Source organism: Citrobacter arsenatis, from assembly GCF_004353845.1.
In the GTDB taxonomy this organism is placed as follows: Bacteria; Pseudomonadota; Gammaproteobacteria; order Enterobacterales; family Enterobacteriaceae; genus Citrobacter; species Citrobacter arsenatis.
Window position 1 is genome coordinate 943,218 of record NZ_CP037864.1, and the last position, 25,552, is coordinate 968,769.

25 protein-coding genes are annotated in these 25,552 nt (G+C 52.6%); 16 read left to right on the top strand and 9 right to left on the bottom strand.

The genetic code is table 11. From position 1 onward, the window contains the following. Positions 1–6: 6 nt before the first annotated feature. From bamA to tilS, 12 genes are all read left to right on the top strand, one after another. The gene (bamA, locus tag E1B03_RS05380) at positions 7–2,430 is read left to right on the top strand and encodes an outer membrane protein assembly factor BamA (protein ID WP_103768343.1); all 2,424 of its coding nucleotides are present in this window, start codon (positions 7–9) and stop codon (positions 2,428–2,430) included. Between the two features lie 122 nt (positions 2,431–2,552). Further along, on the top strand, positions 2,553–3,038 hold the full coding sequence (gene skp, locus E1B03_RS05385) for a molecular chaperone Skp (protein ID WP_016151765.1): 486 nt from the start codon (positions 2,553–2,555) through the stop codon (positions 3,036–3,038). Positions 3,039–3,041: 3 nt separating this feature from the next. Then, a complete protein-coding gene (lpxD, locus tag E1B03_RS05390; RefSeq protein ID WP_006686790.1) occupies positions 3,042–4,067 on the top strand; it encodes a UDP-3-O-(3-hydroxymyristoyl)glucosamine N-acyltransferase in 1,026 nt (341 codons plus the stop codon). Between the two features lie 103 nt (positions 4,068–4,170). Continuing rightward, positions 4,171–4,626 carry a 3-hydroxyacyl-ACP dehydratase FabZ gene (gene fabZ, locus E1B03_RS05395; RefSeq protein WP_003018528.1) on the top strand — a complete coding sequence of 152 codons (456 nt, stop codon included), beginning with the start codon at positions 4,171–4,173 and terminating at the stop codon, positions 4,624–4,626. 3 nt (positions 4,627–4,629) lie between these two features. Beyond that, positions 4,630–5,418, top strand: coding sequence for an acyl-ACP--UDP-N-acetylglucosamine O-acyltransferase (gene lpxA, locus E1B03_RS05400; protein ID WP_103768341.1), 789 nt, complete (start codon positions 4,630–4,632; stop codon positions 5,416–5,418). Then, the gene (gene lpxB / locus E1B03_RS05405) at positions 5,418–6,566 is read left to right on the top strand and encodes a lipid-A-disaccharide synthase (protein WP_103768340.1); all 1,149 of its coding nucleotides are present in this window, start codon (positions 5,418–5,420) and stop codon (positions 6,564–6,566) included. The genes lpxA and lpxB overlap by 1 nt, the downstream gene beginning before the upstream one ends. Continuing rightward, entirely contained in the window at positions 6,563–7,159 is a 597-nt protein-coding gene (gene rnhB / locus E1B03_RS05410) for a ribonuclease HII (protein WP_103768339.1), read from the top strand. The genes lpxB and rnhB overlap by 4 nt, the downstream gene beginning before the upstream one ends. A 24-nt stretch (positions 7,160–7,183) precedes the next feature. Continuing rightward, entirely contained in the window at positions 7,184–10,666 is a 3,483-nt protein-coding gene (gene dnaE / locus E1B03_RS05415) for a DNA polymerase III subunit alpha (protein WP_103768338.1), read from the top strand. Positions 10,667–10,678: 12 nt separating this feature from the next. After that, a complete protein-coding gene (gene accA, locus E1B03_RS05420) occupies positions 10,679–11,638 on the top strand; it encodes an acetyl-CoA carboxylase carboxyl transferase subunit alpha (RefSeq protein WP_003018513.1) in 960 nt (319 codons plus the stop codon). A gap of 99 nt (positions 11,639–11,737) precedes the next feature. Then, entirely contained in the window at positions 11,738–13,876 is a 2,139-nt protein-coding gene (ldcC, locus tag E1B03_RS05425) for a lysine decarboxylase LdcC (RefSeq protein WP_103768337.1), read from the top strand. 66 nt (positions 13,877–13,942) lie between these two features. Next, on the top strand, positions 13,943–14,332 hold the full coding sequence (locus tag E1B03_RS05430) for a VOC family protein (protein ID WP_103768336.1): 390 nt from the start codon (positions 13,943–13,945) through the stop codon (positions 14,330–14,332). Between the two features lie 61 nt (positions 14,333–14,393). After that, positions 14,394–15,686: a tRNA lysidine(34) synthetase TilS gene (tilS, locus tag E1B03_RS05435; protein WP_103768335.1), complete on the top strand. Its 1,293-nt coding sequence runs from the start codon at positions 14,394–14,396 to the stop codon at positions 15,684–15,686. Positions 15,687–15,750: 64 nt separating this feature from the next. Here the strand turns inward: tilS and rof are convergent, their stop codons facing one another. Together rof and E1B03_RS05445 are read right to left on the bottom strand one after the other, a co-directional pair. Continuing rightward, positions 15,751–16,011: a Rho-binding antiterminator gene (gene rof / locus E1B03_RS05440; RefSeq protein WP_103768334.1), complete on the bottom strand. Its 261-nt coding sequence runs from the start codon at positions 16,009–16,011 to the stop codon at positions 15,751–15,753. After that, the gene (locus tag E1B03_RS05445; protein ID WP_048214883.1) at positions 15,998–16,198 is read right to left on the bottom strand and encodes a YaeP family protein; all 201 of its coding nucleotides are present in this window, start codon (positions 16,196–16,198) and stop codon (positions 15,998–16,000) included. The genes rof and E1B03_RS05445 overlap by 14 nt, the downstream gene beginning before the upstream one ends. Positions 16,199–16,386: 188 nt before the next feature. Here E1B03_RS05445 and E1B03_RS05450 point away from each other — a divergent pair, with 188 nt between their 5' ends. The 3 genes from E1B03_RS05450 to nlpE are packed head-to-tail and all read left to right on the top strand — an operon-like array spanning position 16,387 to position 18,083. Next, positions 16,387–16,932, top strand: a complete 546-nt coding sequence (locus E1B03_RS05450; RefSeq protein WP_133085804.1) for a YaeQ family protein — start codon at positions 16,387–16,389, stop codon at positions 16,930–16,932. Further along, positions 16,929–17,351, top strand: coding sequence for an alternative ribosome rescue aminoacyl-tRNA hydrolase ArfB (gene arfB, locus E1B03_RS05455; RefSeq protein WP_103768332.1), 423 nt, complete (start codon positions 16,929–16,931; stop codon positions 17,349–17,351). Before E1B03_RS05450 ends, arfB begins: the two co-directional genes overlap by 4 nt. Positions 17,352–17,381: 30 nt before the next feature. Continuing rightward, entirely contained in the window at positions 17,382–18,083 is a 702-nt protein-coding gene (gene nlpE / locus E1B03_RS05460; protein ID WP_103768331.1) for an envelope stress response activation lipoprotein NlpE, read from the top strand. A gap of 67 nt (positions 18,084–18,150) precedes the next feature. On the opposite strand, the gene E1B03_RS05465 is transcribed toward nlpE, so the two are convergent. The 7 genes from E1B03_RS05465 to metN form a co-directional block, all read right to left on the bottom strand. Next, positions 18,151–18,975, bottom strand: a complete 825-nt coding sequence (locus E1B03_RS05465) for a YaeF family permuted papain-like enzyme (RefSeq protein WP_043018501.1) — start codon at positions 18,973–18,975, stop codon at positions 18,151–18,153. A gap of 53 nt (positions 18,976–19,028) precedes the next feature. Beyond that, positions 19,029–20,747, bottom strand: a complete 1,719-nt coding sequence (proS, locus tag E1B03_RS05470; protein WP_133085805.1) for a proline--tRNA ligase — start codon at positions 20,745–20,747, stop codon at positions 19,029–19,031. Between the two features lie 113 nt (positions 20,748–20,860). Further along, complete coding sequence (tsaA, locus tag E1B03_RS05475) at positions 20,861–21,568, bottom strand: tRNA (N6-threonylcarbamoyladenosine(37)-N6)-methyltransferase TrmO (protein WP_133085806.1); 708 nt, start codon at positions 21,566–21,568, stop codon at positions 20,861–20,863. Then, positions 21,565–21,969: an Rcs stress response system protein RcsF gene (gene rcsF / locus E1B03_RS05480; RefSeq protein WP_016151780.1), complete on the bottom strand. Its 405-nt coding sequence runs from the start codon at positions 21,967–21,969 to the stop codon at positions 21,565–21,567. The genes tsaA and rcsF overlap by 4 nt, the downstream gene beginning before the upstream one ends. A gap of 116 nt (positions 21,970–22,085) precedes the next feature. Continuing rightward, entirely contained in the window at positions 22,086–22,901 is an 816-nt protein-coding gene (metQ, locus tag E1B03_RS05485; RefSeq protein ID WP_133085807.1) for a methionine ABC transporter substrate-binding lipoprotein MetQ, read from the bottom strand. A gap of 44 nt (positions 22,902–22,945) precedes the next feature. After that, positions 22,946–23,599, bottom strand: coding sequence for a methionine ABC transporter permease MetI (locus E1B03_RS05490; RefSeq protein WP_003018471.1), 654 nt, complete (start codon positions 23,597–23,599; stop codon positions 22,946–22,948). Next, positions 23,592–24,623 (bottom strand): methionine ABC transporter ATP-binding protein MetN, encoded by a 1,032-nt coding sequence (gene metN, locus E1B03_RS05495; protein WP_103768329.1) that lies wholly within the window; start codon positions 24,621–24,623, stop codon positions 23,592–23,594. Before metN ends, E1B03_RS05490 begins: the two co-directional genes overlap by 8 nt. Before the next feature lie 189 nt (positions 24,624–24,812). Between metN and gmhB the strand changes: the two genes are divergently transcribed. Next, positions 24,813–25,379: a D-glycero-beta-D-manno-heptose 1,7-bisphosphate 7-phosphatase gene (gene gmhB / locus E1B03_RS05500; protein ID WP_042312133.1), complete on the top strand. Its 567-nt coding sequence runs from the start codon at positions 24,813–24,815 to the stop codon at positions 25,377–25,379. The last annotated feature ends 173 nt before the right edge of the window (positions 25,380–25,552 follow it).

Below are 25,552 nucleotides of genomic sequence, written 5' to 3' on the forward strand. Positions count from 1 at the left end.
ATAACGATGGCGATGAAAAAGTTGCTCATAGCGTCGCTGCTGTTTAGCAGCGCCACCGTATACGGTGCTGAAGGGTTCGTAGTGAAGGACATTCATTTCGAAGGCCTACAGCGAGTCGCCGTTGGTGCGGCTCTCCTCAGTATGCCGGTGCGCACAGGCGACACGGTTAATGATGAAGACATCAGTAATACCATTCGTGCTCTGTTCGCCACCGGTAACTTTGAGGATGTCCGCGTCCTGCGCGATGGTGATACCCTTCTGGTTCAGGTAAAAGAACGTCCGACGATTGCCAGCATCACTTTCTCCGGTAACAAATCGGTGAAAGATGACATGCTGAAGCAAAACCTCGAGGCGTCTGGCGTGCGTGTTGGCGAGTCTCTGGATCGCACCACGCTTGCCGATATCGAAAAAGGCCTGGAAGATTTCTACTATAGCGTCGGTAAGTACAGCGCCAGTGTGAAAGCGGTGGTAACGCCGTTGCCGCGTAACCGCGTTGACCTTAAGCTGGTCTTCCAGGAAGGTGTTTCGGCGAAGATCCAACAGATCAATATCGTCGGCAACCATGCCTTCACGACCGACGAACTGATCTCTCACTTCCAACTGCGTGACGAAGTGCCGTGGTGGAACGTGGTGGGCGATCGTAAATACCAGAAGCAGAAACTGGCGGGCGACCTTGAAACCCTGCGCAGCTACTATCTGGATCGCGGTTATGCTCGCTTCAACATCGATTCCACTCAGGTCAGCCTGACGCCGGATAAAAAAGGTATCTATATCACCGTTAACATCACTGAAGGCGAGCAGTACAAGCTTTCTGGGGTACAGGTGAGCGGTAACCTGGCTGGACACTCCGCTGAAATTGAGACCCTGACGAAGATCGAGCCAGGCGAACTCTATAACGGCACCAAAGTGACCAAAATGGAAGATGATATCAAGAAGCTTCTGGGTCGCTATGGCTATGCCTATCCGCGCGTACAGTCGCAGCCTGAAATCAACGATGCTGACAAAACCGTTAAATTGCGCGTAAACGTGGACGCGGGTAACCGTTTCTACGTGCGTAAGATTCGTTTTGAAGGTAACGACACCTCTAAAGATTCCGTTCTGCGTCGCGAAATGCGCCAGATGGAAGGTGCCTGGCTGGGCAGCGATCTGGTCGATCAAGGTAAAGAGCGTCTGAATCGTCTGGGTTACTTTGAAACCGTTGATACCGATACTCAGCGTGTACCGGGCAGCCCGGATCAGGTTGATGTAGTCTACAAGGTCAAAGAGCGTAACACCGGTAGCTTTAACTTCGGTGTCGGATACGGTACCGAGAGCGGCGTGAGCTTCCAGGCTGGCGTCCAGCAAGATAACTGGTTAGGTACCGGTTATTCTGTTGGGATCAACGGCACCAAAAACGACTACCAGACCTATACTGAGTTGTCTGTAACCAACCCGTACTTCACCGTTGATGGTGTGAGCCTCGGTGGCCGCGTCTTCTATAACGACTTTGAAGCGAATGATGCGGATCTGTCCGACTATACCAACAAAAGTTATGGTACAGACGTAACGCTTGGCTTCCCGGTAAACGAATACAACACGTTGCGTGCGGGTCTGGGTTATGTACATAACAAACTGTCCAACATGCAGCCGCAGGTTGCAATGGATCGTTATCTTGAGTCGATGGGTGAGACTAATACCAACAGCTTTGCCGCTGATGACTTCACCTTTAACTATGGTTGGACATATAACAAGCTGGACCGTGGGTACTTCCCAACAGACGGTACACGCGTCAACCTGAACGGCAAAGTGACCATCCCGGGTTCTGATAACGAATACTACAAAGTGTCGATGGATACCGCGACCTATGTGCCGATCGATGACGATCACAAGTGGGTGGTGTTAGGGCGTACGAAGGTAGGCTATGGCGACGGTATTGGCAGTAAAGAAATGCCGTTCTATGAGAACTTCTATGCTGGTGGTTCCAGCACCGTGCGTGGTTTCCAGTCGAATACCATCGGTCCTAAAGCAGTTTATAAAAACGGTGCTTACGCCAGTGGTTCCGATGATGGTGACTACGAAGAGTGTTCCAACACCGATGGTAAAGACTGTAAATCGGATGACGCAGTGGGTGGTAACGCCATGGCTGTCGCCAGCCTGGAGTTTATTACCCCAACGCCGTTTATCAGCGACAAGTATGCCAACTCGGTCCGTACCTCGTTCTTCTGGGATATGGGTACCGTTTGGGATACTAACTGGCAGGATAGCGCTCAAACACGCGCTATTGGTGTGCCTGACTACAGTGATCCAAGCAATATCCGTATGTCAGCGGGTATCGCTTTACAATGGATGTCCCCATTGGGGCCGTTGGTTTTCTCCTACGCCCAGCCGTTCAAGAAGTACGATGGAGACAAAGCGGAACAGTTCCAGTTTAACATTGGTAAAACCTGGTAATTGTTCTTCGCAAAGGAATGTAGTGGTAGTGTAGCGATGACTTTAGGCGATCTTGCATGGGATCGCCTGGCCACGCAAAGAACTGCACCTTCGGGTGCAAATGGGATGGTAAGGAGTTAATTGTGAAAAAGTGGTTATTAGCTGCAGGTCTCGGTTTAGCGATGGCAACGTCCGCACAAGCTGCTGACAAAATTGCAATCGTCAACATGGGTAGCCTGTTCCAACAGGTTGCACAGAAGACGGGTGTTTCTGCTACGCTGGAAAACGAGTTCAAAGGCCGCGCCAGCGAACTGCAGCGTATGGAATCCGATCTGCAATCTAAAATGCAGCGTCTGCAATCTATGAAAGCGGGTAGCGATCGTACCAAGCTGGAAAAAGACGTCATGGCTCAGCGTCAGACTTTCTCTCAGAAAGCTCAGGCCTTTGAGCAGGATCGTGCGCGTCGTTCCAACGAAGAGCGTGGCAAACTGGTTACTCGTATCCAGACAGCTGTGAAATCTGTTGCTAACAGCCAGAGCATCGATCTGGTCGTTGACGCAAACACCGTTGCATACAACAGCAGCGATGTAAAAGACATCACCGCTGACGTACTGAAACAGGTTAAATAAGTAATGCCTTCAATTCGACTGGCTGATTTAGCAGAGCAGTTGGATGCAGAATTACACGGTGATGGCGATATCGTCATCACCGGCGTAGCGTCCATGCAATCTGCGCAAACTGGCAATATCACGTTCATGGTGAATCCTAAGTACCGTGAACACTTAGGCGTATGCCAGGCCTCTGCCGTTGTGATGACGCAGGACGATCTTCCTTTTGCTAAGAGCGCAGCGCTGGTAGTGAAGAATCCCTACCTGACCTATGCTCGTATGGCGCAAATTCTAGATACCACGCCGCAGCCCGCACAAAACATTGCACCGAGTGCAGCGATCGATGCGACGGCGAAGCTGGGTAATAATGTCTCTGTGGGCGCAAATGCGGTCATTGAGTCTGGCGTAGAACTGGGTGATAACGTTGTTATCGGCGCAGGCTGCTTCGTCGGAAAAAATACCAAAATCGGTGCAGGTTCACGCTTGTGGGCGAATGTGACGATTTACCACGACATTCAGATCGGTGAGAATTGCTTGATCCAATCCAGCACTGTCGTTGGATCTGATGGATTCGGCTACGCGAACGATCGCGGTAACTGGGTGAAGATCCCGCAGCTTGGTCGCGTGATTATCGGCGATCGTGTTGAGATCGGCGCTTGTACCACTATTGACCGTGGTGCTCTGGACGATACTGTGATCGGCAATGGTGTTATCATTGATAACCAGTGCCAGATTGCGCATAACGTTGTGATTGGCGACAATACGGCGGTAGCCGGTGGCGTCATTATGGCGGGTAGCCTGAAGATTGGCCGTTACTGTATGATTGGCGGCGCCAGCGTGATCAATGGGCATATGGAAATATGCGACAAAGTCACGGTAACTGGCATGGGTATGGTGATGCGTCCCATCACTGAACCTGGCGTCTACTCCTCAGGCATTCCGCTACAACCCAACAAGGTATGGCGTAAAACAGCTGCACTGGTGATGAATATTGATGATATGAGCAAGCGTCTTAAAGCAATTGAGCGCAAGGTTAATCAACAAGACTAAAGCACCTTTCTCGCATGTCTGACTTTTCGGCCTGTCCCATTCATACGATTGCGACAGGCCGTGTTATTATTGCCTTTTAGTATATTTTGACAGGAAGAGTATTTTGACTACTAACACTCATACTCTGCATATTGAAGAGATTTTAGAACTTCTGCCGCACCGTTTCCCGTTTCTGCTGGTTGACCGCGTGCTGGATTTTGAAGAAGGTCGTTTTCTGCGCGCAGTGAAAAATGTATCCGTTAACGAGCCTTTCTTTCAGGGCCACTTTCCGGGTAAACCCATTTTCCCTGGCGTACTGATTCTGGAAGCGATGGCGCAGGCCACCGGTATCCTCGCGTTTAAAAGCGTAGGAAAACTGGAACCTGGCGAACTGTACTATTTCGCAGGTATTGATGAAGCGCGCTTTAAGCGCCCTGTCGTGCCAGGCGATCAAATGATCATGGAAGTTACTTTCGAGAAAACGCGCCGTGGCCTGACCCGTTTTAAAGGGGTTGCATTGGTTGACGGTAAAGTTGTGTGCGAAGCAACGATGATGTGTGCCCGTAGCCGGGAGGCCTGATACGTGATTGATAAATCCGCCTTTATTCACCCAACCGCCATTGTGGAAGAGGGCGCCTGTATTGGCGCTAATGCTCACATTGGTCCTTTTTGTATTGTTGGACCCCATGTTGAAATTGGTGAGGGTACCGTACTGAAGTCTCACGTTGTCGTAAATGGCCATACAAAAATTGGTCGCGATAACGAGATCTTTCAGTTTGCCTCCATCGGTGAAGCTAACCAGGATCTTAAATATGCTGGCGAACCGACCCGTGTGGAAATTGGCGATCGCAACCGCATCCGCGAAAGCGTCACCATTCATCGTGGCACAGTGCAGGGCGGTGGAGTGACGAAGGTGGGCAACGATAACTTACTGATGATTAATGCGCACGTCGCGCATGATTGTATGGTAGGTAACCGCTGCATTCTGGCGAATAACGCCACGCTTGCCGGACATGTTTCGCTTGATGATTTTGTTATCATTGGCGGCATGACTGCAGTGCATCAGTTCTGCATCATCGGCGCGCATGTGATGGTTGGCGGCTGTTCCGGCGTTGCCCAGGACGTGCCTCCGTACGTTATCGCCCAGGGCAACCACGCAACGCCGTTTGGCGTTAATATCGAAGGTCTGAAGCGTCGTGGATTCACCCGCGAAGCAATTACCGCGATTCGTAATGCCTATAAAGCGTTGTACCGTAGCGGTAAAACGCTGGAAGAAGTGAAGCCCGAAATCGCGGAGCTGGCGAAGCAGTACCCCGAAGTTCAGGCTTTCAGCGACTTCTTTGAGCGCTCAACGCGTGGTCTGATTCGTTAATGACTGAGCAGCGTCCTTTAACGATTGCCCTCGTCGCCGGAGAAACCTCCGGCGATATTCTTGGTGCAGGGTTAATCCGTACACTCAAGGCTCGCGTTCCCAATGCGCGTTTTGTTGGCGTGGCGGGTCCGCTGATGCAGGCCGAAGGTTGCGAAGCCTGGTACGAAATGGAAGAGCTGGCGGTAATGGGCATTGTTGAAGTGCTCGGGCGCCTACGCCGTTTACTGCATATTCGCGCCGATCTCACTCGTCGGTTCACCGACCTTAAGCCGGATGTATTCGTCGGTATTGATGCGCCTGATTTCAATATTACCCTCGAAGGGAACCTGAAAAAGCAGGGCATTAAAACCATTCATTACGTCAGCCCTTCTGTATGGGCCTGGCGACAAAAACGCGTTTTCAAAATAGGCAGATCCACCAATATGGTGCTGGCCTTTCTGCCTTTCGAAAAAGCGTTTTATGACAAATTTAACGTCCCGTGCCGTTTTATCGGTCATACCATGGCTGATGCCATGCCGTTGGACCCGGATAAAAACGCGGCACGCGATATTTTGGGTATTCCCCATGATGCTCACTGTCTGGCGCTATTGCCAGGAAGTCGTGGCGCAGAAGTGGAGATGCTCAGCGCCGATTTTCTGAAAACGGCGCAGCTATTACGCCAGCATTATCCGGATCTCGAAGTGGTGGTGCCGTTGGTAAATGCCAAACGTCGCGAGCAGTTTGAGCGCATTAAAGCTGAAGTTGCACCGGAGCTTTCCGTACATCTGCTCGATGGAATGGGACGTGAAGCAATGGTAGCCAGTGATGCTGCCCTGTTAGCTTCAGGTACTGCCGCGCTGGAATGTATGCTGGCAAAATGCCCGATGGTGGTTGGCTACCGTATGAAACCTTTCACCTTCTGGCTGGCGAAACGTCTGGTGAAGACCGATTACGTTTCGTTACCTAACCTGTTGGCGGGAAGAGAACTGGTTAAAGAGTTGTTGCAGGAAGAGTGTGAACCGCAGGCGCTGTCGCAAGCGCTGTTGCCGTTGCTGGCGAATGGTAAAACCAGCCATGCGATGCACGACACATTCCGTGAACTGCATCAGCAGATCCGTTGCAATGCTGATGAGCAGGCGGCGGATGCGGTCCTGGAGTTAGCGCAATGAATGAATTTGTGTATCCGCATACGCATTTAGTGGCGGGTGTGGACGAAGTGGGGCGCGGTCCTTTGGTTGGCGCGGTCGTCACTGCCGCCGTCATTCTGGATCCGGCTCGCCCTATTATCGGTCTTAACGACTCAAAAAAACTGTCGGAAAAGCGTCGCCTGGCGCTGTTTGATGAAATTAAAGAAAAAGCGTTAAGCTGGAGCCTGGGCCGTGCGGAACCGCACGAAATTGACGAGCTGAATATTTTACATGCCACCATGTTGGCTATGCAGCGTGCTGTTGCGGGTCTGCATATTACTCCTGAATACGTACTGATTGACGGGAATCGCTGCCCGGCATTACCGATGCCGTCGATGGCGGTGGTCAAAGGTGATAGCCGCGTGGCGGAGATTAGTGCTGCGTCGATACTGGCAAAAGTCACCCGTGACGCTGAAATGGCGGCGCTGGATATGGTTTTCCCGCAGTATGGCTTTGCACAGCACAAAGGCTATCCAACCGCTTTTCATCTGGAGAAGCTGGCAATGTATGGCGCAACAGAGCACCATCGCCGTAGTTTTGGCCCCGTCAAACGCGCACTGGGACTCACGTCCTGATTCTTGTGTCGAAGGAATCTGAAGATGTCTGAACCTCGTTTCGTCCACCTGCGGGTGCACAGCGACTACTCCATGATCGATGGGCTGGCGAAAACCGGGCCGCTGGTGAAAAAGGCGGCCGCGTTAGGCATGCCTGCGCTGGCGATCACCGATTTTACCAACCTGTGTGGTCTGGTGAAGTTTTACGGAGCGGGTCACGGTGCGGGTATCAAACCGATAGTCGGTGCAGATTTTCATGTTCGTAGCGAACTGTTGGGCGATGAACTCGCTCAGCTCACCGTGCTGGCCGCAAACAATACTGGCTATCAGAACCTGACGTTGTTGATTTCAAAAGCCTATCAGCGTGGTTATGGCGCAGAAGGGCCGGTTATCGACAGGGACTGGCTGGGCGAGCTAAAAGAAGGTTTGATTTTGCTCTCCGGCGGTCGCATGGGCGACGTTGGTCGCTGCCTGCTGCGCGGTAATAGCGCACTGGTTGATGAATGCGTGGCGTTTTACGAAGAACATTTCCCCAATTGCTATTTCCTCGAGCTGATCCGCACCGGCAGGCAAGATGAAGAAAATTATCTGCATGCAGCAGTAGAACTGGCTGAAACGCGTGGTCTTCCGGTGGTGGCGACCAATGATGTTCGTTTCCTTGAAACCGGTGATTTTGACGCGCATGAAATCCGCGTGGCAATCCACGACGGATTCACTCTTGACGATCCTAAACGCCCGCGAAACTATTCGCCGCAGCAGTATATGCGCAGCGAAGACGAGATGTGCGAGCTGTTCTCCGATATCCCGGAGGCACTGCAAAACACCGTTGAGATCGCTAAACGCTGTAACGTGACGGTGCGTCTGGGCGAGTATTTCCTGCCGCAGTTTCCGACCGGTGATATGACCACTGAGGATTTCCTCGTGGCAAAATCACGCGAAGGTCTGGAAGAACGTCTGGAATTTTTGTTTCCTGATCCAGAAGTTCGCGCGCAGAAGCGCCCGCCTTATGACGAACGTCTGGAGGTTGAACTTAAAGTTATCAACCAGATGGGGTTCCCCGGCTACTTCCTGATCGTTATGGAATTTATCCAGTGGTCGAAAGATAACGGAGTACCGGTAGGCCCGGGACGTGGTTCCGGTGCCGGTTCGCTTGTCGCCTATGCGCTGAAAATTACCGACCTGGATCCGCTGGAGTTTGACCTGCTGTTCGAACGTTTCCTGAACCCGGAACGTGTTTCAATGCCCGACTTCGACGTTGACTTCTGTATGGAGAAACGCGATCAGGTCATTGAGCACGTGGCGGAAATGTACGGTCGTGATGCGGTTTCGCAGATTATTACCTTCGGTACGATGGCGGCTAAAGCGGTTATCCGCGACGTGGGCCGCGTGCTCGGTCATCCCTACGGCTTCGTTGATCGTATTTCGAAACTGGTGCCGCCCGACCCGGGCATGACGCTGGCGAAAGCCTTCGAAGCTGAACCCCAACTGCCGGAAATCTATGAGGCAGATGAAGAGGTTAAAGCGCTGATCGATATGGCGCGTAAGCTGGAAGGCGTCACACGTAACGCCGGTAAGCACGCCGGTGGTGTGGTTATCGCCCCGACCAAAATTACCGATTTTGCGCCGCTGTATTGCGATGAACAGGGGCTACACCCGGTTACTCAGTTTGATAAGAACGATGTGGAATATGCCGGCCTTGTGAAGTTTGACTTCCTCGGCCTGCGTACGCTCACTATCATCAACTGGGCGCTGGAAATGATCAACGCGCGCCGTGAGAAGAACGGCGAGCCGCCGCTGGATATCGCTGCTATCCCGCTGGATGACAAGAAAAGCTTCGACATGCTGCAACGCTCGGAGACCACGGCGGTCTTCCAGCTTGAATCCCGCGGCATGAAAGATCTGATCAAACGTCTGCAGCCTGACTGCTTCGAAGATATGATCGCACTGGTGGCGCTGTTCCGTCCGGGTCCGCTACAGTCGGGGATGGTAGATAACTTTATCGACCGTAAGCATGGTCGCGAAGAGATTTCCTACCCGGACGTGCAATGGCAGCATGAGTGTCTGAAACCGGTACTGGAGCCGACCTACGGCATTATCCTGTATCAGGAACAGGTAATGCAGATTGCCCAGGAGCTGTCCGGATACACCCTTGGCGGCGCAGATATGCTGCGTCGTGCGATGGGTAAGAAAAAGCCGGAAGAGATGGCCAAGCAGCGCGGCACCTTTGAAGAAGGGGCGAAAAAACGCGGCGTCGACGGCGAACTGGCAATGAAAATCTTTGACCTGGTGGAGAAATTCGCCGGTTACGGATTTAACAAATCGCACTCCGCTGCCTATGCGCTGGTCTCTTACCAGACGCTGTGGCTGAAGGCGCATTACCCTGCCGAGTTTATGGCGGCGGTAATGACGGCGGATATGGATAACACCGAGAAAGTGGTCGGTCTGGTAGATGAATGCTGGCGCATGGGGCTCAAAATCCTGCCGCCGGACATCAACTCCGGGCTTTATCATTTTCACGTGAACGATGATGGCGAGATTGTCTACGGCATCGGCGCGATAAAAGGCGTGGGTGAAGGGCCAATTGAAGCTATTATTGAGGCGCGTAATGAAGGCGGCTACTTCCGCGAGCTGTTTGATCTCTGTGCGCGCACGGATATCAAAAAACTTAACCGTCGGGTGTTGGAAAAGCTAATTATGTCCGGGGCGTTTGACCGCCTTGGTCCGCATCGCGCGGCGCTGATGAATTCGCTCAACGATGCGCTAAAAGCCGCCGATCAGCATGCGAAAGCCGAGGCTATTGGCCAGGCTGATATGTTTGGCGTGCTGGCGGAAGAGCCGGAACAAATTGAACAGTCTTATGCCAACTGTACACCGTGGCCGGAGCAGGTGGTATTAGAAGGAGAGCGTGAAACGTTAGGGCTTTACCTGACGGGACACCCTATCAACCAGTATTTAAAAGAAATTGAGCGCTATGTTGGAGGCCACAGGCTGAAAGACATGCATCCGACAGAACGTGGTAAAGTCACCACGGCTGCGGGGCTCGTCATTGCTGCGCGGGTAATGGTCACCAAGCGCGGCAATCGTATCGGCATCTGTACCCTGGATGACCGTTCCGGACGTCTGGAAGTTATGTTGTTTACCGATGCTCTGGATAAATACCAGCAATTGCTGGAAAAAGACCGCATACTTATCGTCAGCGGACAGGTCAGCTTTGATGACTTCAGCGGCGGGCTTAAAATGATGGCCCGTGAAGTCATGGATATTGACGAGGCCCGGGAAAAATATGCTCGCGGGCTTGCTATCTCGCTGACGGACAGGCAAATTGATGACCAGCTTTTAAACCGACTCCGTCAGTCTCTGGAACCCCACCGCTCGGGGACAATTCCAGTACATCTCTACTATCAGAGGGCGGATGCACGTGCGCGATTGCGTTTTGGCGCAACGTGGCGTGTCTCTCCGAGCGATCGTTTGCTAAACGATCTCCGTGGCCTTATTGGTTCGGAGCAGGTGGAACTGGAGTTTGACTAATACAGGAATACTATGAGTCTGAATTTCCTTGATTTTGAACAGCCGATTGCAGAGCTGGAAGCAAAAATCGATTCTCTGACTGCGGTTAGCCGTCAGGATGAGAAACTGGATATTAACATCGATGAAGAAGTGCATCGTCTGCGTGAGAAAAGCGTAGAACTGACGCGTAAAATCTTCGCCGATCTCGGCGCATGGCAGGTAGCCCAGCTGGCGCGCCATCCACAGCGTCCGTACACCCTGGATTATGTCCGCCTGGCATTTGATGAATTTGATGAGCTGGCGGGCGATCGTGCCTATGCGGATGATAAAGCTATTGTCGGCGGTATCGCGCGTCTGGATGGCCGTCCGGTGATGATCATTGGTCATCAGAAAGGCCGTGAGACCAAAGAAAAAATTCGTCGTAATTTCGGCATGCCAGCGCCGGAAGGCTATCGTAAAGCGCTGCGACTGATGGAAATGGCCGAGCGTTTCAATATGCCGATCATTACCTTCATCGACACCCCAGGGGCTTACCCAGGTGTGGGCGCGGAAGAGCGTGGTCAGTCTGAAGCGATTGCGCGCAACCTGCGTGAAATGTCGCGTTTGAGCGTACCGGTAATCTGCACTGTTATCGGTGAAGGTGGCTCCGGCGGCGCGCTGGCTATCGGTGTTGGCGATAAAGTGAATATGCTGCAATACAGCACCTATTCCGTTATCTCCCCTGAAGGCTGTGCTTCTATTCTGTGGAAAAGCGCCGACAAAGCGCCGCTGGCTGCAGAGGCGATGGGGATTATCGCGCCGCGTCTGAAAGAGCTGAAGCTTATCGACTCTATCATTCCTGAACCGCTGGGCGGCGCACATCGCAACCCGGAAGTGATGGCGGCGTCCCTGAAAGCACAGTTGCTGGCCGATCTCGCCGATCTCGACGTGTTAAGTAAAGACGATTTGAAAAACCGTCGTTACCAGCGTCTGATGAGCTACGGTTACGCATAAACTGCATTAATTCTGAAAAGGGCCACAACGATGTGGCCCTTTTTTTTACCTGCGGTTTGACCAGGCTATGATTAACTAAGGTTTTTCCAGGAGGAACGCATGAATATCATTGCCATCATGGGACCGCATGGCGTCTTTTATAAAGATGAGCCCATCAAGGAACTTGAGCGTGCGCTGCAACAGCAGGGGTTTCAGATTATCTGGCCGCAGAATAGCGTCGACCTGCTGAAGTTTATCGAACACAATCCGCGAATTTGCGGCGTCATTTTTGACTGGGATGAATACAGTCTGGAGCTGTGTAGTGATATCAACCAGCTCAACGAGTATCTCCCGCTCTATGCCTTTATTAATACCCATTCAACGATGGATGTCAGCGCGCACGACCTGCGCATGGCGCTGTGGTTTTTTGAGTATGCGCTGGGCCAGTCTGAAGACATTGCCACGCGTATTCGCCAGTACACCAATGAATATCTCGACAACATCACACCTCCTTTCACCAAGGCGCTTTTTACCTATGTGAAGGAAGGAAAGTATACCTTCTGTACGCCCGGACACATGGCGGGAACAGCGTACCAGAAAAGCCCTGTCGGCTGCCTGTTCTATGATTTCTTTGGCGGCAATACGCTTAAGGCTGATGTCTCTATTTCGGTGACCGAGCTGGGATCGCTGCTCGACCATACCGGCCCGCACCTGGAAGCGGAGGAGTATATTGCGCGCACTTTTGGCGCCGAACAGAGCTATATGGTGACCAACGGCACCTCGACATCGAACAAGATAGTTGGTATGTACGCCGCGCCTGCAGGCAGTACGCTGCTGATTGACCGCAACTGCCATAAGTCGCTGGCACATTTGCTGATGATGAGCGATGTGGTGCCAATCTGGCTGAAGCCTACGCGCAATGCGCTGGGGATCCTCGGCGGTATACCCCGTCGGGAATTTACCCGCGCAAGCATTGAACGCAAGGTAGAAGAGATCCCTCAGGCGCAATGGCCGGTGCATGCGGTGATCACCAACTCTACCTATGATGGCCTGTTGTATAACACCAACTGGATCAAGCAAACTCTGGATGTGTCCTCCATCCATTTTGATTCTGCCTGGGTGCCGTATACCCACTTTCATCCGATCTATCAGGGGAAAAGCGGGATGAGCGGCGAACGGGTATCGGGGAAGGTGATTTTTGAAACGCAATCCACCCATAAGATGCTGGCGGCGTTGTCACAGGCTTCTCTGATCCACATTAAGGGCGACTATGACGAGGAGACCTTCAACGAAGCCTTTATGATGCACACTTCCACTTCCCCGAGCTATCCGATTGTGGCGTCGATAGAAACGGCGGCGGCGATGCTGCGTGGCAATTCAGGCAAGCGGTTAATCAATCGTTCGGTGGAGCGGGCGTTGCATTTCCGTAAAGAAGTGCAGCGGCTACGCGAGGAGTCGGATGGCTGGTTCTTTGATATCTGGCAGCCGGAAAAGGTAGATGAAGCAGAGTGCTGGCCGGTAGCGCCTGGTGAAGACTGGCACGGATTTGTTGATGCTGACGCTGACCACATGTTCCTCGACCCGGTGAAGGTCACGATTCTGACGCCGGGAATGGATGAACAGGGGAATATGAGCGAAGAGGGGATCCCTGCGGCGCTGGTGGCGAAATTCCTTGATGAACGCGGCGTCGTTGTCGAGAAAACGGGACCGTATAATCTGTTGTTCCTGTTCAGTATTGGCATTGATAAAACCCGGGCGATGGGACTGCTGCGCGGTCTGACGGAATTTAAACGCTCATACGATCTGAATTTGCGCGTGAAAAATATGCTGCCGGATCTGTATGCTGAAGATCCTGATTTCTATCGCAATATGCGCATTCAGGATCTGGCGCAAGGGATCCATAAGCTGATCCGCCAGCACGATCTCTCCGGGCTGATGCTGCGGGCATTTGATACCTTACCGGAAATGAAAATGACGCCGCACCAGGCCTGGCAACGGCAGATCAAAGGTGAGGTCGAAACGGTGGCGCTTGATCAACTGGTGGGGCGAGTTTCCGCTAATATGATTCTGCCTTATCCTCCCGGCGTGCCGCTCCTGATGCCTGGGGAAATGATCGCTGCCGAAAGCCGTGCCGTACTCGATTTTCTGTTGATGTTGTGTTCAGTAGGCCAGCACTATCCTGGATTTGAAACCGATATCCATGGCGCTAAACTGGGTGAGGACGGCGTGTATCGCGTGAGAGTCCTAAAAATGCCCTAACGACTTGCGTGAACCCATTACGCACGGGTAACGTGCTGACAGAAAAACGAAAGAGGCGATGACGCTATGCTGGGATTAAAACAGGTTCACCATATTGCCATTATTGCGACGGACTACGCGGCGAGTAAGGCATTTTACTGCGATGTGCTGGGCTTTACGCTGATTAGCGAAGCCTACCGGGAAGAACGTGACTCCTGGAAAGGCGATCTGGCATTGAACGGTCAGTATGTGATTGAGCTTTTTTCTTTTCCGTTTCCGCCTTGCCGCCCGAGTCGACCGGAAGCCTGCGGTTTACGCCATCTGGCGTTCAGCGTGGACGACGTGGAAAAAGCGATTGCGCATCTGGAAGCTCACTACGTGAAGTGCGAATCCGTACGTATCGATCCGTTTACCGGCAAACGCTTTACGTTTTTTAACGATCCGGACGGATTACCGCTCGAACTGTACGAGCTGTAAGGCTTGTCATTGTGGCGTTAGCCCGGTAACGTGCCGGGCAATGTCCTTGTAAGTAACCATCATGACGACACTCACGCTGAACACTTCACTACTGAATTCCCCATCGATTCTGGTCGCCTTTAGCGGCGGGCTGGACTCAACCGTACTGCTGCATCAACTGGTGCTGTGGCGAACGCAGCATCCTGAAGTCGCTCTACGCGCGATCCATATTCATCACGGATTAAGCCCGCAGGCAGACAGTTGGGTGCAGCACTGTGAGTCGGTATGCGCGCAGTGGCAGGTGCCGCTGGTGGTTGAAAAGGTCCATCTTGAGGATGATGGTCTGGGCATCGAAGCTCAGGCGCGACGCGCGCGCTACCAGGCGTTTGCTCAGACCCTACTACCGGGCGAGGTGCTGATGACCGCCCAGCATCTCGATGACCAGTGTGAAACCTTTCTGCTGGCGCTTAAGCGCGGCAGCGGTCCAGCCGGTCTTTCCGCCATGGGCGAAAACTCACCGTTCGCCGGAACCCAACTGATTCGGCCGTTGCTGGCGCAAACGCGAGAGGCGCTTGAAGTTTGGGCGCGGCAGCATGAATTATGCTGGATTGAAGATGAAAGCAATCAGGATGATGTCTACGATCGCAATTTCCTCAGATTGCACGTTACCCCATTGCTCCAGCAGCGATGGCCGCGCTTCGCGCAAGCAGTAGCCCGTAGCGCCGCGCTGTGCGCCGAGCAGGAGAGTTTACTTGATGAGTTGTTGGCCAACGATTTAGCCGACTGCGTGACTACCCAGGGGACACTGTTACTGGCGCCATTAATGACGATGAGCGGCGTGCGGCGTGCTGCTCTGCTTCGCCGCTGGCTGGCGGGGTTAAATGCGCCGATGCCTTCCCGTGATGGGCTGGAACGTATCTGGCAGGAAGTGGCGCTGGCGCGGGAAGATGCTTCCCCCTGTTTTCGTCTTGGAGAATATACGGTCCGTCGCTATCAGTCACAGCTATGGTGGGTCAAATCGTTCGACGGGCAAAGCGAAACCGTTATTCCGTGGCCATGCTGGGAAATGCCGTTGACGCTGCCCGCCGGGTTAGGCTCGGTGAAGCTCATCCCTGCTGGTGAATTGCGTATGCCGCAAGCGGATGAAGCCGTCAGCATTCGTTTTAAAGCGCCTGGCATATTGCATATTGTTGGGCGTAACGGTGGACGTAAATTAAAGAAAATCTGGCAGGAGCAGGGGATCCCACCCTGGCGTCGAGATACCACGCCGTTGTTGTTTTACGGTGAAACGTTGATTGCGGCTGCGGGTGTTTTTGTTACGCGTGAGGGTATAGCGGAAGATGGAGCAGGCGTGAGTCTGGTTTGGCATGCCTGATGGCGCTGCGCTTATCAGGCCTACGTATCAAATGGAAAGTAGGCCGGATAAGGTGCAAGAAAGGTTAAGATTCGCTGACCACCACGGTACCAATTTGCGGGTGGCTGAAGCTGGCAATTTTGTCGAGACGAAGCTCCCGGGTTTCGCCCGCGACATCTGCGACCAGATATTCCACGTTTTTGCGTGAAACCAGGTCATTCGCTTTCGCCTGCAAAACTTCGCCATCTTTAAGCGCCAGCGTCAGTAACAACTGGTGCTGGCAGGCGAGTTCAAGATTGTCGTAATCATCACAGTTGATGGGTTGGTACGTTTCATTCATTGACATAATCGCTCACCAGTAAGTTCGCGGCAGCATACGCCGCTTTTTCCCTGACCGACTCTGGAAGGGCGCTGTCTGTCGCCACTTCATTAAGCACCTTCAATACGCAACCCAGCGCATCCGGGATATACCCTAAGTCTCCGCTGGCGATTTCCGCGTACCGCTTGCGTATTAACTCACAATATTTTTCCACATGCCCTCCTGTCAGCACTCTGACTTAACCGTGGATGCAAGTCTAAGCCTACGAAGATAAACTCTGTTTAGCAAGGTGACTATACCATACTCATTCAAGCAATATCAGCGCCTTGATAGAGGTGCTGTTAGCAGCCTTTTGTCGCAGTTTTCGCTACAATGAGCGCCTGATTCGAAAGGAGTTCTCTCATGGCGCTTAAAGCGACAATTTATAAAGCCGTTGTCAACGTAGCGGATCTCGACCGCAACCAGTTCCTTGACGCGGCCTTGACGCTGGCGCGTCATCCCTCTGAAACCCAGGAGCGCATGATGCTGCGCCTGCTGGCCTGGATTAAATATGCCGATGAACGGCTGCAGTTCACGCGTGGCCTGAGTGCGGAAGACGAGCCTGAAGCATGGCTACGTAACGACCATCTGGGCATCGATCTCTGGATTGAGTTGGGTCTGCCGGATGAGCGCCGTATTAAGAAAGCCTGTACCCAGTCTGGTGAGGTTGCCCTGTTTGCCTACAACAACCGTGCGGCCCAGATCTGGTGGCAGCAAAACCAGAACAAGTGCGCGCAGTTTAAAAACCTTACCGTGTGGTATCTGGATGATGAACAGCTGGCGCAACTGAGTGATTTTGCTGGTCGTACAATGGCGCTGCAGGCGACTATCCAGGACGGCGCTATCTGGCTGTCCGATTCTCAGAACAATCTGGAAATTCATTTGATCGCGTGGCAGCCGCGTTCATGATTGTTATCTCCCGAAACGTCTCTATCCCTGACAATGAGCTGGAAATCACGGCGATTCGGGCGCAGGGCGCGGGCGGTCAGCACGTGAATAAAACCTCGACGGCTATCCATTTGCGCTTTGACATTCGGGCCTCTGGCCTGCCAGAGTATTATAAGCAACGACTGCTGGCTGCCAGCCATCATCTGATTAGCGGCGATGGCGTTATTATCATTAAGGCGCAGGAGTACCGTAGCCAGGAGCTAAATCGGGAAGCTGCAATCGCCCGGCTGGTGGCGGTCATAAAAGAATTAACCGCGGTGCAAAAAAGTCGACAGGCAACTCGCCCTACGCGCGCCTCGAAAGAGCGCAGGTTGTCATCGAAGGCGCAAAAATCCACAGTGAAAGCACTGCGCGGGAGAGTTCGTCGAACGCAAGACTGACGAGCGGAAATAAAAATTTATAAGGAATTCATAGTGAAAACAGCAATATTGTCCGTAGTCGCTGCATGCACGCTTTTTTCCTTGATCGGCTGTAACAACCGTACTGAAGTTGAAGTACTACAGCCGACGCGGGCGGCAGAATTAAAACCGATGCAGCAAAGCTGGCGTGGCATTTTGCCTTGCGCGGACTGCGAAGGGATTGAAACCTCTCTGTTCCTGGAAAAAGACGGCACATGGGTGATGAACGAACGCTATCAGGGCGTGCGGGATGAACCGTCTTCCTTTGCCTCTTATGGGACATGGGCGCGCACTGCCGACAAACTGGTACTGACCGACAGCAAAGGTGAAAAGTCGTATTACCGGGCAAAAGGAGAAGCGCTGGAAATGCTCGATCGTGAAGGCAATCCGATTGAGTCGCAGTTCAACTACACGCTCCAGCCGGTTTCCGCCAGTTTACCGGTGACGCCAATGCCGATGCGGGGGATGTACTTCTACATGGCGGATGCGGCAACCTTTACCGACTGCGCAACGGGTAAACGCGTTTCTGTCGCGAACAATGCACAACTGGAGCGAGATTATCTGGCTGCGCGTGGCGCAACGGATAAGGCGGTCCTGCTGACGGTGGAAGGGCACTTCACGATGGAAGCAAACCCAGATACGGGCGCGCCCGTGAAAACGTTAAGAGCGGATAAAGACATTAAGTTTATCCCAGGACAGAGTTGCGAAAATTAATCTGTCGCTTATAAAAACTGTCCGGTGATTTCCCGGACAGTTTTCCTGTTTTTGGCGGCATAAGGTTTTATCGGATCAATCCAACAAAACGACTCGTTTTGATGTAAATACCTAACTTCAGGTGGCCGACATACTGCAGCTTCGTTTCAGACTTAAATGCGGAAATGTCGCCTTCGCGCATATGCATCAGGTCGGAAGGGCTAATCCAACCCGACTGCGCCATCGTTAGCGGGTGCCCGGCTTTGGCAAACGCATCAGTCACGAATTCGGAGCAAAACCACGCCTTCTTTTCTCCCTCGCTGGCATTGCTCAGTTGTGCTTTCGCCAGTCCGCTGACGCACTGCTGGCGAAAATCCTCTGAGAAAGGATTTAACGAACATATTTGCCTGGTCATCATAAACGGAATAAATTCTGCGATGCCGCGATAGTTATAGCCGCTGTCCTTGATTTTATAGGCAAATATTTTGATTTCTTCGGCCTGTAGTGGAGTGAGGTCGGGGACCCTCAGGGCAAAAAGCTTATCGCTGTGCTTTTCCACCTGCTCAAGAGAAACGATTTGCACGCCCGCCCCGGTTGCTTCAGCAACTTCATTATTACCTAGGTAAACGGCAACATGGCTGACAGAAGAAGTACTGAACGCGCGGATACTGAATGAGGTAACCCCAAGGCTAGAAGAAAATAACAGATCGCCTGGCTTGAGTTCGGTATCTGTAATCTCATGCAATGCCTTAGCAGTAAAGGAGCTTTGTCGCTGGAATTTTATCGCCCATTTTTTTGCCTGGGCATCGACGGCGGTTGCAGATGAATTCTGTTGACTGACGTCAAGCGTGCAGGCTGAAAGCAGAAAAAAGAAGGGGAAGAGCAGGCGATAATACGCCGCTGGTTTAGCCATTTTATACAATCCATGTAAAAAAAGGCCCTGATAATCAGGGCCTTTTGTCGGTATTAGCCTTTAATGGCTTTGACCAGGAAGTCGACGATGTCGCCGGTTTTAATCAGCTCTTTCTCGCCGTTACGACGGTATTTGTATTCGATATCGTCGTTGTCGAGGTTACGGTCGCCCAGCACGATGGTGTGCGGAATACCGATCAGTTCCATATCGGCAAACATCACGCCCGGACGTTCTTTACGATCGTCCATCAGCACTTCAATACCCTGCGCGCGCAGCTCAGCGTACAGCTTCTCAGCAAGCTCCTGCACACGGTAGGACTTGTGCATGTTCATCGGCAAAATGGCGACCTGGAACGGGGCAATGGCGTCTGGCCATACGATGCCACGATCGTCAAAGTTCTGTTCAATAGCGGCAGCCACAACGCGAGTGACCCCGATACCGTAGCAGCCCATGGTCAGGATCTGGTTACGGCCATCTTCGCCCTGCACGGACGCTTTCATCGCTTCAGAGTACTTGGTCCCCAACTGGAAGATGTGGCCCACTTCGATACCGCGTTTGATCATCAGCGTACCTTTGCCGTCCGGGCTCGGGTCGCCGGCGACCACGTTACGGATGTCAGCAACTTCAGGGGTAGCCACGTCACGATCCCAGTTGATACCGAAATAGTGTTTACCGTCGATGTTGGCGCCGGCGGCAAAATCACTCATTACCGCAACGGTACGGTCGATAACCACCGGAATCGGCATGTTCACCGGACCCAGAGATCCTGGACCTGCTTTTACCAGCGCACGAATTTCTTCTTCAGTGGCGAAGGTCAGCGGGTTGGCAACCTGCGGCAGTTTTTCTGCTTTAACTTCGTTCAGCTCGTGATCGCCGCGAACCAGCAGAGCAACCAGCGGGTAGCTGCTGCCTTCAACCGCTTTCACCAGCAGGGTTTTCACAGTTTTCTCGATAGGCAGGTTGAACTGCTCAACCAGCTCGGCGATGGTTTTAGCGTTCGGCGTATCAACCAGCGTCATTTCCTGGGTTGCTGCTGCGCGCGGCTCTTTCGGCGCAACAGCTTCGGCAAATTCGATATTCGCTGCATAGTCGGAGGAGTCGGAGAAGATCACATCGTCTTCACCGCTCTGCGCCAGCACCTGGAATTCGTGAGAGGCGCTGCCGCCGATAGAACCGGTGTCCGCTTGTACCGCACGGAAATCCAGACCCATACGGCTGAAGATTTTGCTGTACGCAGCGTACATCGCGTCGTAGGTTTCCTGCAGGGATTCCTGAGAGGTGTGGAAAGAGTAGGCATCTTTCATCAGGAATTCGCGGGAACGCATCACGCCGAAGCGCGGACGTACTTCGTCACGGAATTTGGTCTGGATCTGATAGAAGTTCAGCGGCAGCTGTTTGTAAGAGCTCAGCTCGTTACGGATCAGGTCGGTGATCACTTCTTCATGCGTTGGGCCGAGGACGAACGGACGATCGCCACGGTCAGCAATACGCAGCAGTTCCGGACCGTATTGTTCCCAACGGCCGCTCTCTTCCCACAGCTCAGAAGGCTGAACGACCGGCATCAACACCTCGATCGCACCGGCGTTGTTCATCTCTTCACGCACGATGTTTTCGACTTTTTTCAGGACGCGCACGCCGGTCGGCAGCCAGGTATATAACCCGGAGGCCAGCTTGCGGATCATCCCGGCGCGCAGCATCAGCTGGTGGCTGATGACTTCGGCGTCGGCAGGTGTCTCCTTCAGAGTGGAGAGCAGATATTGGCTAGTACGCATGTTGTTACGGTTCCAGTTGAACGATCGAACAGGCTCAAAACGAGCCTGACACAAAACAAAAGTGGTTTAGTTTACCAGCGAGAAAGGGATGTCAAAAGAGTACGCGACGCAAATTAGCGGGCTTCCAGAGCAAAGACCTCAAATCCTGACGGCGTGACGCGCCAGCGGACGTTAAAGTCCAGCAGCCAGACGGCGTAGGTTTTACCTTCTTCCTCGTTTTTACGGTAGGCAGGACGCGGGTCCTGCGCCAGCACTTCGGCAATAAACTGACGAAGATGCGGGTAACGTTGTTCAAGCTTTGGTAGCTGCTCAGCGAGCTCTTCACTGAAGGTCACGTCTACGCTGGCCTGCGGCGCGTCCTGAGCATAGCTGGCGCGAGCATCCGGAAGCGATTCGGCAAACGGCAGATACGGTTTTATATCTACGACCGGCGTGCCATCAACAAGATCCAGCCCGCCGAGTTCAAGGATGACGTGCTCTTTATGGCAGCGGATGCCCCGCAGCTCAACCAACGACATGCCAACAGGGTTGGGACGAAACGTTGAACGCGTGGCGAAAACACCCATTCTGGCGTTGCCGCCAAGACGGGGAGGGCGCACGGTTGGACGCCATCCACCTTCCATTGTCTGGTGAAAAACAAAAATCACCCACAAATGGCTGAAGGCTTCCAGGCCGCGAACGGCATCGGCCTGGTTATAAGGTGCGAGCAAATGCAGTTCACCGTTGGCGCTCTTCACCAGACCGGGCTGGCGTGGCACGGCGAACTTTTCTTTATAAGGTGAGCGGATAATGCCTATTTGCTCGAACTGAAAATGGCTCATTTCGCCGAAATGTTCAGTGCAGAACCGATGCAAACCGCCTGGCGATAGCAACCCGGCGTTCCGCTGGTCACTTCGCAACTGTGCAGCAGTACCGCATTTGCTTTCATTTTAGATGCGTTAATCTGCATGCGTTTGCGTGCGGTTGGAATGCTCGGAGGGGAATCCTGGTTGGATGCCTGGCAGGATTCGCCGCTAACTTCGCCGAGATCGCGGAACGGTTTACCCACTAAATCTTCAGCGTTAGTAATGATTCTTACCGGCGCCGCGCGCGGTGCTTTTGGTTTTTCCGGCTCCGCTTTAGGCGGGGTAGCGGTGCTTTGAACGGGTTCAACAGGGGATCTGCTTAACATAGAACAGCCGCTCAGCATGAGTGCTACTAAACAGATCGGTAAAGCACGCATAATATTTCCTCAATGAATGATCTAAACGTCAGATATTGAATCAGGTGCTTGCATAAATGACAAGACGGGCAAGCGCCCGTCCTGATGATATTACAGATTCTGTAAACAGCCTAAAATTACCAGCCCTTAACAGCGCCGCCATTGAAGACTTTGTTTGCTGCTTCGTACACTTCGTCAGACTGGTATGCCTGAACAAATTTCTTCACGTTCTCAGCATCTTTGTTGTCTTCACGAGTCACGATCAGGTTTACGTACGGAGAATCCTTATCTTCAACAAAGATACCGTCTTTTGCCGGGGTCAGGCCGATCTGGCTGGCGTAGGTCGTGTTGATGACCGCCAGGGCGATTTGCGCATCGTCCAGAGAACGCGGCAGCTGCGGCGCTTCCAGTTCAACCAGCTTCAGGTTTTTCGGGTTTTCAATCACGTCCAGCGCGGTTGGCAGAAGGCCAACACCGTCTTTCAGTTTGATTAAGCCCACTTTCTGCAACAGCAGCAAGGAACGGCCAAGGTTAGTCGGGTCGTTTGGAATCGCGACCTGAGAACCTTCCTGCAGCTCATCCAGAGATTTGATTTTTTTGGAGTAGCCCGCAATCGGGTAAACAAACGTATTACCTGCAGCAACCAGTTTGTAGCCGCGATCTTTGATCTGCTGATCCAGGTACGGTTTATGCTGGAAGGCGTTAGCATCGATATCGCCTTTGCTCAGCGCTTCGTTAGGCAGGACGTAATCGTTAAACGTGACCAGCTCAACGTCCAGACCGTATTTTTCTTTAGCCACTTTCTTCGCGACTTCTGCAACCTGCTGCTCTGCGCCAACAATAACGCCCACTTTGATGTGGTTAGGATCTTTTTCATCCTGACCGCAACCCACAAGTGCCAGAGAACCGATCAGGGCTCCAACTGCCGCAAAGGTTTTGAATTTGAACGCCATGCTTATTTCCTTTTCTTAATGAGTTTTTTGTGTTGTGTGCAACGTTATTTGTGCGTGACAGCCCGGACGATGCGATCGCCGGATAACTGAATTAAATAAACCAGAACGACGAGCAATACCAGCACTGTATTCATTACGGTAGCGTTGTAACCAATATAGCCGTATTGATAACCAATCTGTCCTAGACCACCGGCACCGACAGCACCACCCATCGCGGAGTAACCTACCAGCGTGATGAGGGTGATGGTGGCCGCATTGACCAGTCCTGGCAGCGCTTCTGGCAGTAATACCTTACGTACGATTTGCAGCGGCGTTGCGCCCATCGCACGGGAGGCTTCAATCAGCCCGGTGGGGATTTCGAGCAGCGCGTTTTCCACCATACGGGCGATAAACGGCGCGGCACCGACGGTCAGCGGGACGATAGCGGCCTGCAGCCCGATAGAGGTGCCCACAATCATACGGGTGAATGGAATCATCCACACCAGCAAGATAATGAACGGGATGGAACGGAAAATGTTCACCAGCGCAGAGAGCGTACGGTAAAGCTTTGCGTTCTCAATGATTTGCCCCGGACGAGTTACGTACAGTAGCACGCCAACCGGCAGGCCAATCACAAAACCAAAAAAACCGGACACAAAGGTCATTGCCAGCGTTTCCCATACGCCGCGAACCAGCAGCCACATCATCGGCTCAGACATAACCCAGTACCTCTACTTTTACATGGTGTTCCTGCAACCAGTTGATGGCCGCTTGTGTATCTTCTTGTGTGCCGTGCATTTCAGTCAGCATGATGCCGAACTTCACGCCGCCGGCGTAATCCATCTGCGCGCTAATAATGTTGTTATTCACATTAAAGCGACGGGCCGTCTCAGAAAGTAATGGCGCATCGACCGAATGACCGGTGAATTCCATACGCAGCATCGGCACGCTGTCGGCTGTCGGCTCCGCTTTTAAACGTTCCAGATAATCTTCCGGTATATCCAGATGCAGCGTGGACTGAATGAATTTCTGTGCCAGCGGCGTTTTCGGGTGTGAGAACACTTCACTGACGGTGTCTTGCTCAATCAGTTCACCATTACTGATGACCGCTACGCAGTCACAAATACGTTTTACAACGTCCATCTCGTGGGTAATCAACAGAATGGTGAGCCCCAGGCGACGGTTAATGTCTTTCAATAATTCCAGAATCGAACGGGTTGTTGCCGGATCGAGTGCGCTGGTGGCTTCATCGCACAGCAACACTTTGGGATTACTTGCCAACGCACGGGCGATCGCCACACGTTGTTTTTGTCCACCGGAAAGGTTGGCCGGATAGCTATCATGCTTGTCGCCAAGACCGACTAAATCCAGCAACTCTGTTACACGGCGTTTGATCTCTTCCTTTGGCGTGTTATCCAGTTCCAGCGGCAGCGCGACGTTGCCAAACACGGTACGAGAAGAGAGCAGGTTAAAGTGCTGGAAAATCATGCCGATTTGGCGGCGAGCTTTGGTCAGATCCGACTCAGAAAGCGTTGTCAGCTCCTGACCGCCGACCTGAACGCTGCCTTCGGTTGGGCGTTCAAGTAAGTTAACGCAACGGATGAGCGTACTTTTACCTGCACCCGAGGCGCCAATGACGCCATAAATCTGCCCGGCAGGAACGTGCAGGCTGACATTATTAAGCGCCTGAATGGTGCGCGTCCCCTGCAGGAACACTTTGGTGATATTCGAAAGTTTAATCATTGGTTATTTATTATCGTAATTAAGTAAGCCGTGGCATTTTCGTCTGTCTGGAACGGTCGAAGCCGTCAACAAGATGGATGTTAAGGCATCCAGACGTCTAAATCAATCTAGCTTTGCACGATGAGCACTTTCTTGCCCGCCGAAACATGCGATACTAGAGCCACATGCCTTATTCAGGAGCTATAAAAGGTGGCAAAATCTGTACCCGCAATTTTTCTCGACCGTGACGGCACCATTAATGTGGACCACGGTTACGTACATGAGATTGACGAGTTCGAGTTTATCGACGGCGTTATTGATGCCATGCGTGAACTTAAAAATATGGGTTACGCGCTGATCGTCGTGACCAACCAGTCTGGTATCGCTCGCGGTAAATTTACTGAGGCACAGTTTGAAACGTTGACCGAATGGATGGACTGGTCGCTGGCCGATCGCGATGTTGATCTGGATGGTATCTACTATTGCCCGCATCATCCGCAGGGTACCGTAGAAGAGTATCGTCAGGTCTGCGACTGCCGTAAACCGCATCCTGGGATGTTGATCTCCGCCCGAGACTTCCTGCACATCGATATGGCCGCTTCTTATATGGTAGGCGACAAAATAGAAGATATGCAGGCGGCGGCAGCTGCGAATGTGGGCACCAAGGTACTGGTGCGCACGGGTAAACCTGTTACCCCGGAAGCAGAAAATGCGGCAGATTTAGTCATAAATAGTCTGGCAGACCTGCCAATGGCGATAAAAAAGCAGCAAAAGTAAGCGTAATGGATAAAAGGTGAGCGGTTGAAACAAAAATGCATTTTTCCGCTTGTCTTCCTGAGTCGACTCCCTATAATGCGCCTCCATCGACACGGCGGATGTGAATCACTTCACACAAACAGCCGGTCCGGTTGAAGAGAAAAACCTGAAAATGAGGGTTGACTCTGAAAGAG

Bases quoted from the DNA above. Each gene is read 5' to 3' on its own strand.
- bamA (WP_103768343.1), top strand. From the start codon at position 7: ATGGCGATGAAAAAGTTGCTCATAGCGTCGCTGCTGTTTAGCAGCGCC.
- lpxD (WP_006686790.1), top strand. From the start codon at position 3,042: ATGCCTTCAATTCGACTGGCTGATTTAGCAGAGCAGTTGGATGCAGAA.
- lpxB (WP_103768340.1), top strand. From the start codon at position 5,418: ATGACTGAGCAGCGTCCTTTAACGATTGCCCTCGTCGCCGGAGAAACC.
- rnhB (WP_103768339.1), top strand. From the start codon at position 6,563: ATGAATGAATTTGTGTATCCGCATACGCATTTAGTGGCGGGTGTGGAC.
- dnaE (WP_103768338.1), top strand. From the start codon at position 7,184: ATGTCTGAACCTCGTTTCGTCCACCTGCGGGTGCACAGCGACTACTCC.
- accA (WP_003018513.1), top strand. From the start codon at position 10,679: ATGAGTCTGAATTTCCTTGATTTTGAACAGCCGATTGCAGAGCTGGAA.
- ldcC (WP_103768337.1), top strand. From the start codon at position 11,738: ATGAATATCATTGCCATCATGGGACCGCATGGCGTCTTTTATAAAGAT.
- E1B03_RS05430 (WP_103768336.1), top strand. From the start codon at position 13,943: ATGCTGGGATTAAAACAGGTTCACCATATTGCCATTATTGCGACGGAC.
- tilS (WP_103768335.1), top strand. From the start codon at position 14,394: ATGACGACACTCACGCTGAACACTTCACTACTGAATTCCCCATCGATT.
- rof (WP_103768334.1), bottom strand. From the start codon at position 16,011: ATGTCAATGAATGAAACGTACCAACCCATCAACTGTGATGATTACGAC.
- E1B03_RS05450 (WP_133085804.1), top strand. From the start codon at position 16,387: ATGGCGCTTAAAGCGACAATTTATAAAGCCGTTGTCAACGTAGCGGAT.
- arfB (WP_103768332.1), top strand. From the start codon at position 16,929: ATGATTGTTATCTCCCGAAACGTCTCTATCCCTGACAATGAGCTGGAA.
- E1B03_RS05465 (WP_043018501.1), bottom strand. From the start codon at position 18,975: ATGGCTAAACCAGCGGCGTATTATCGCCTGCTCTTCCCCTTCTTTTTT.
- proS (WP_133085805.1), bottom strand. From the start codon at position 20,747: ATGCGTACTAGCCAATATCTGCTCTCCACTCTGAAGGAGACACCTGCC.
- tsaA (WP_133085806.1), bottom strand. From the start codon at position 21,568: ATGAGCCATTTTCAGTTCGAGCAAATAGGCATTATCCGCTCACCTTAT.
- rcsF (WP_016151780.1), bottom strand. From the start codon at position 21,969: ATGCGTGCTTTACCGATCTGTTTAGTAGCACTCATGCTGAGCGGCTGT.
- metQ (WP_133085807.1), bottom strand. From the start codon at position 22,901: ATGGCGTTCAAATTCAAAACCTTTGCGGCAGTTGGAGCCCTGATCGGT.
- E1B03_RS05490 (WP_003018471.1), bottom strand. From the start codon at position 23,599: ATGTCTGAGCCGATGATGTGGCTGCTGGTTCGCGGCGTATGGGAAACG.
- metN (WP_103768329.1), bottom strand. From the start codon at position 24,623: ATGATTAAACTTTCGAATATCACCAAAGTGTTCCTGCAGGGGACGCGC.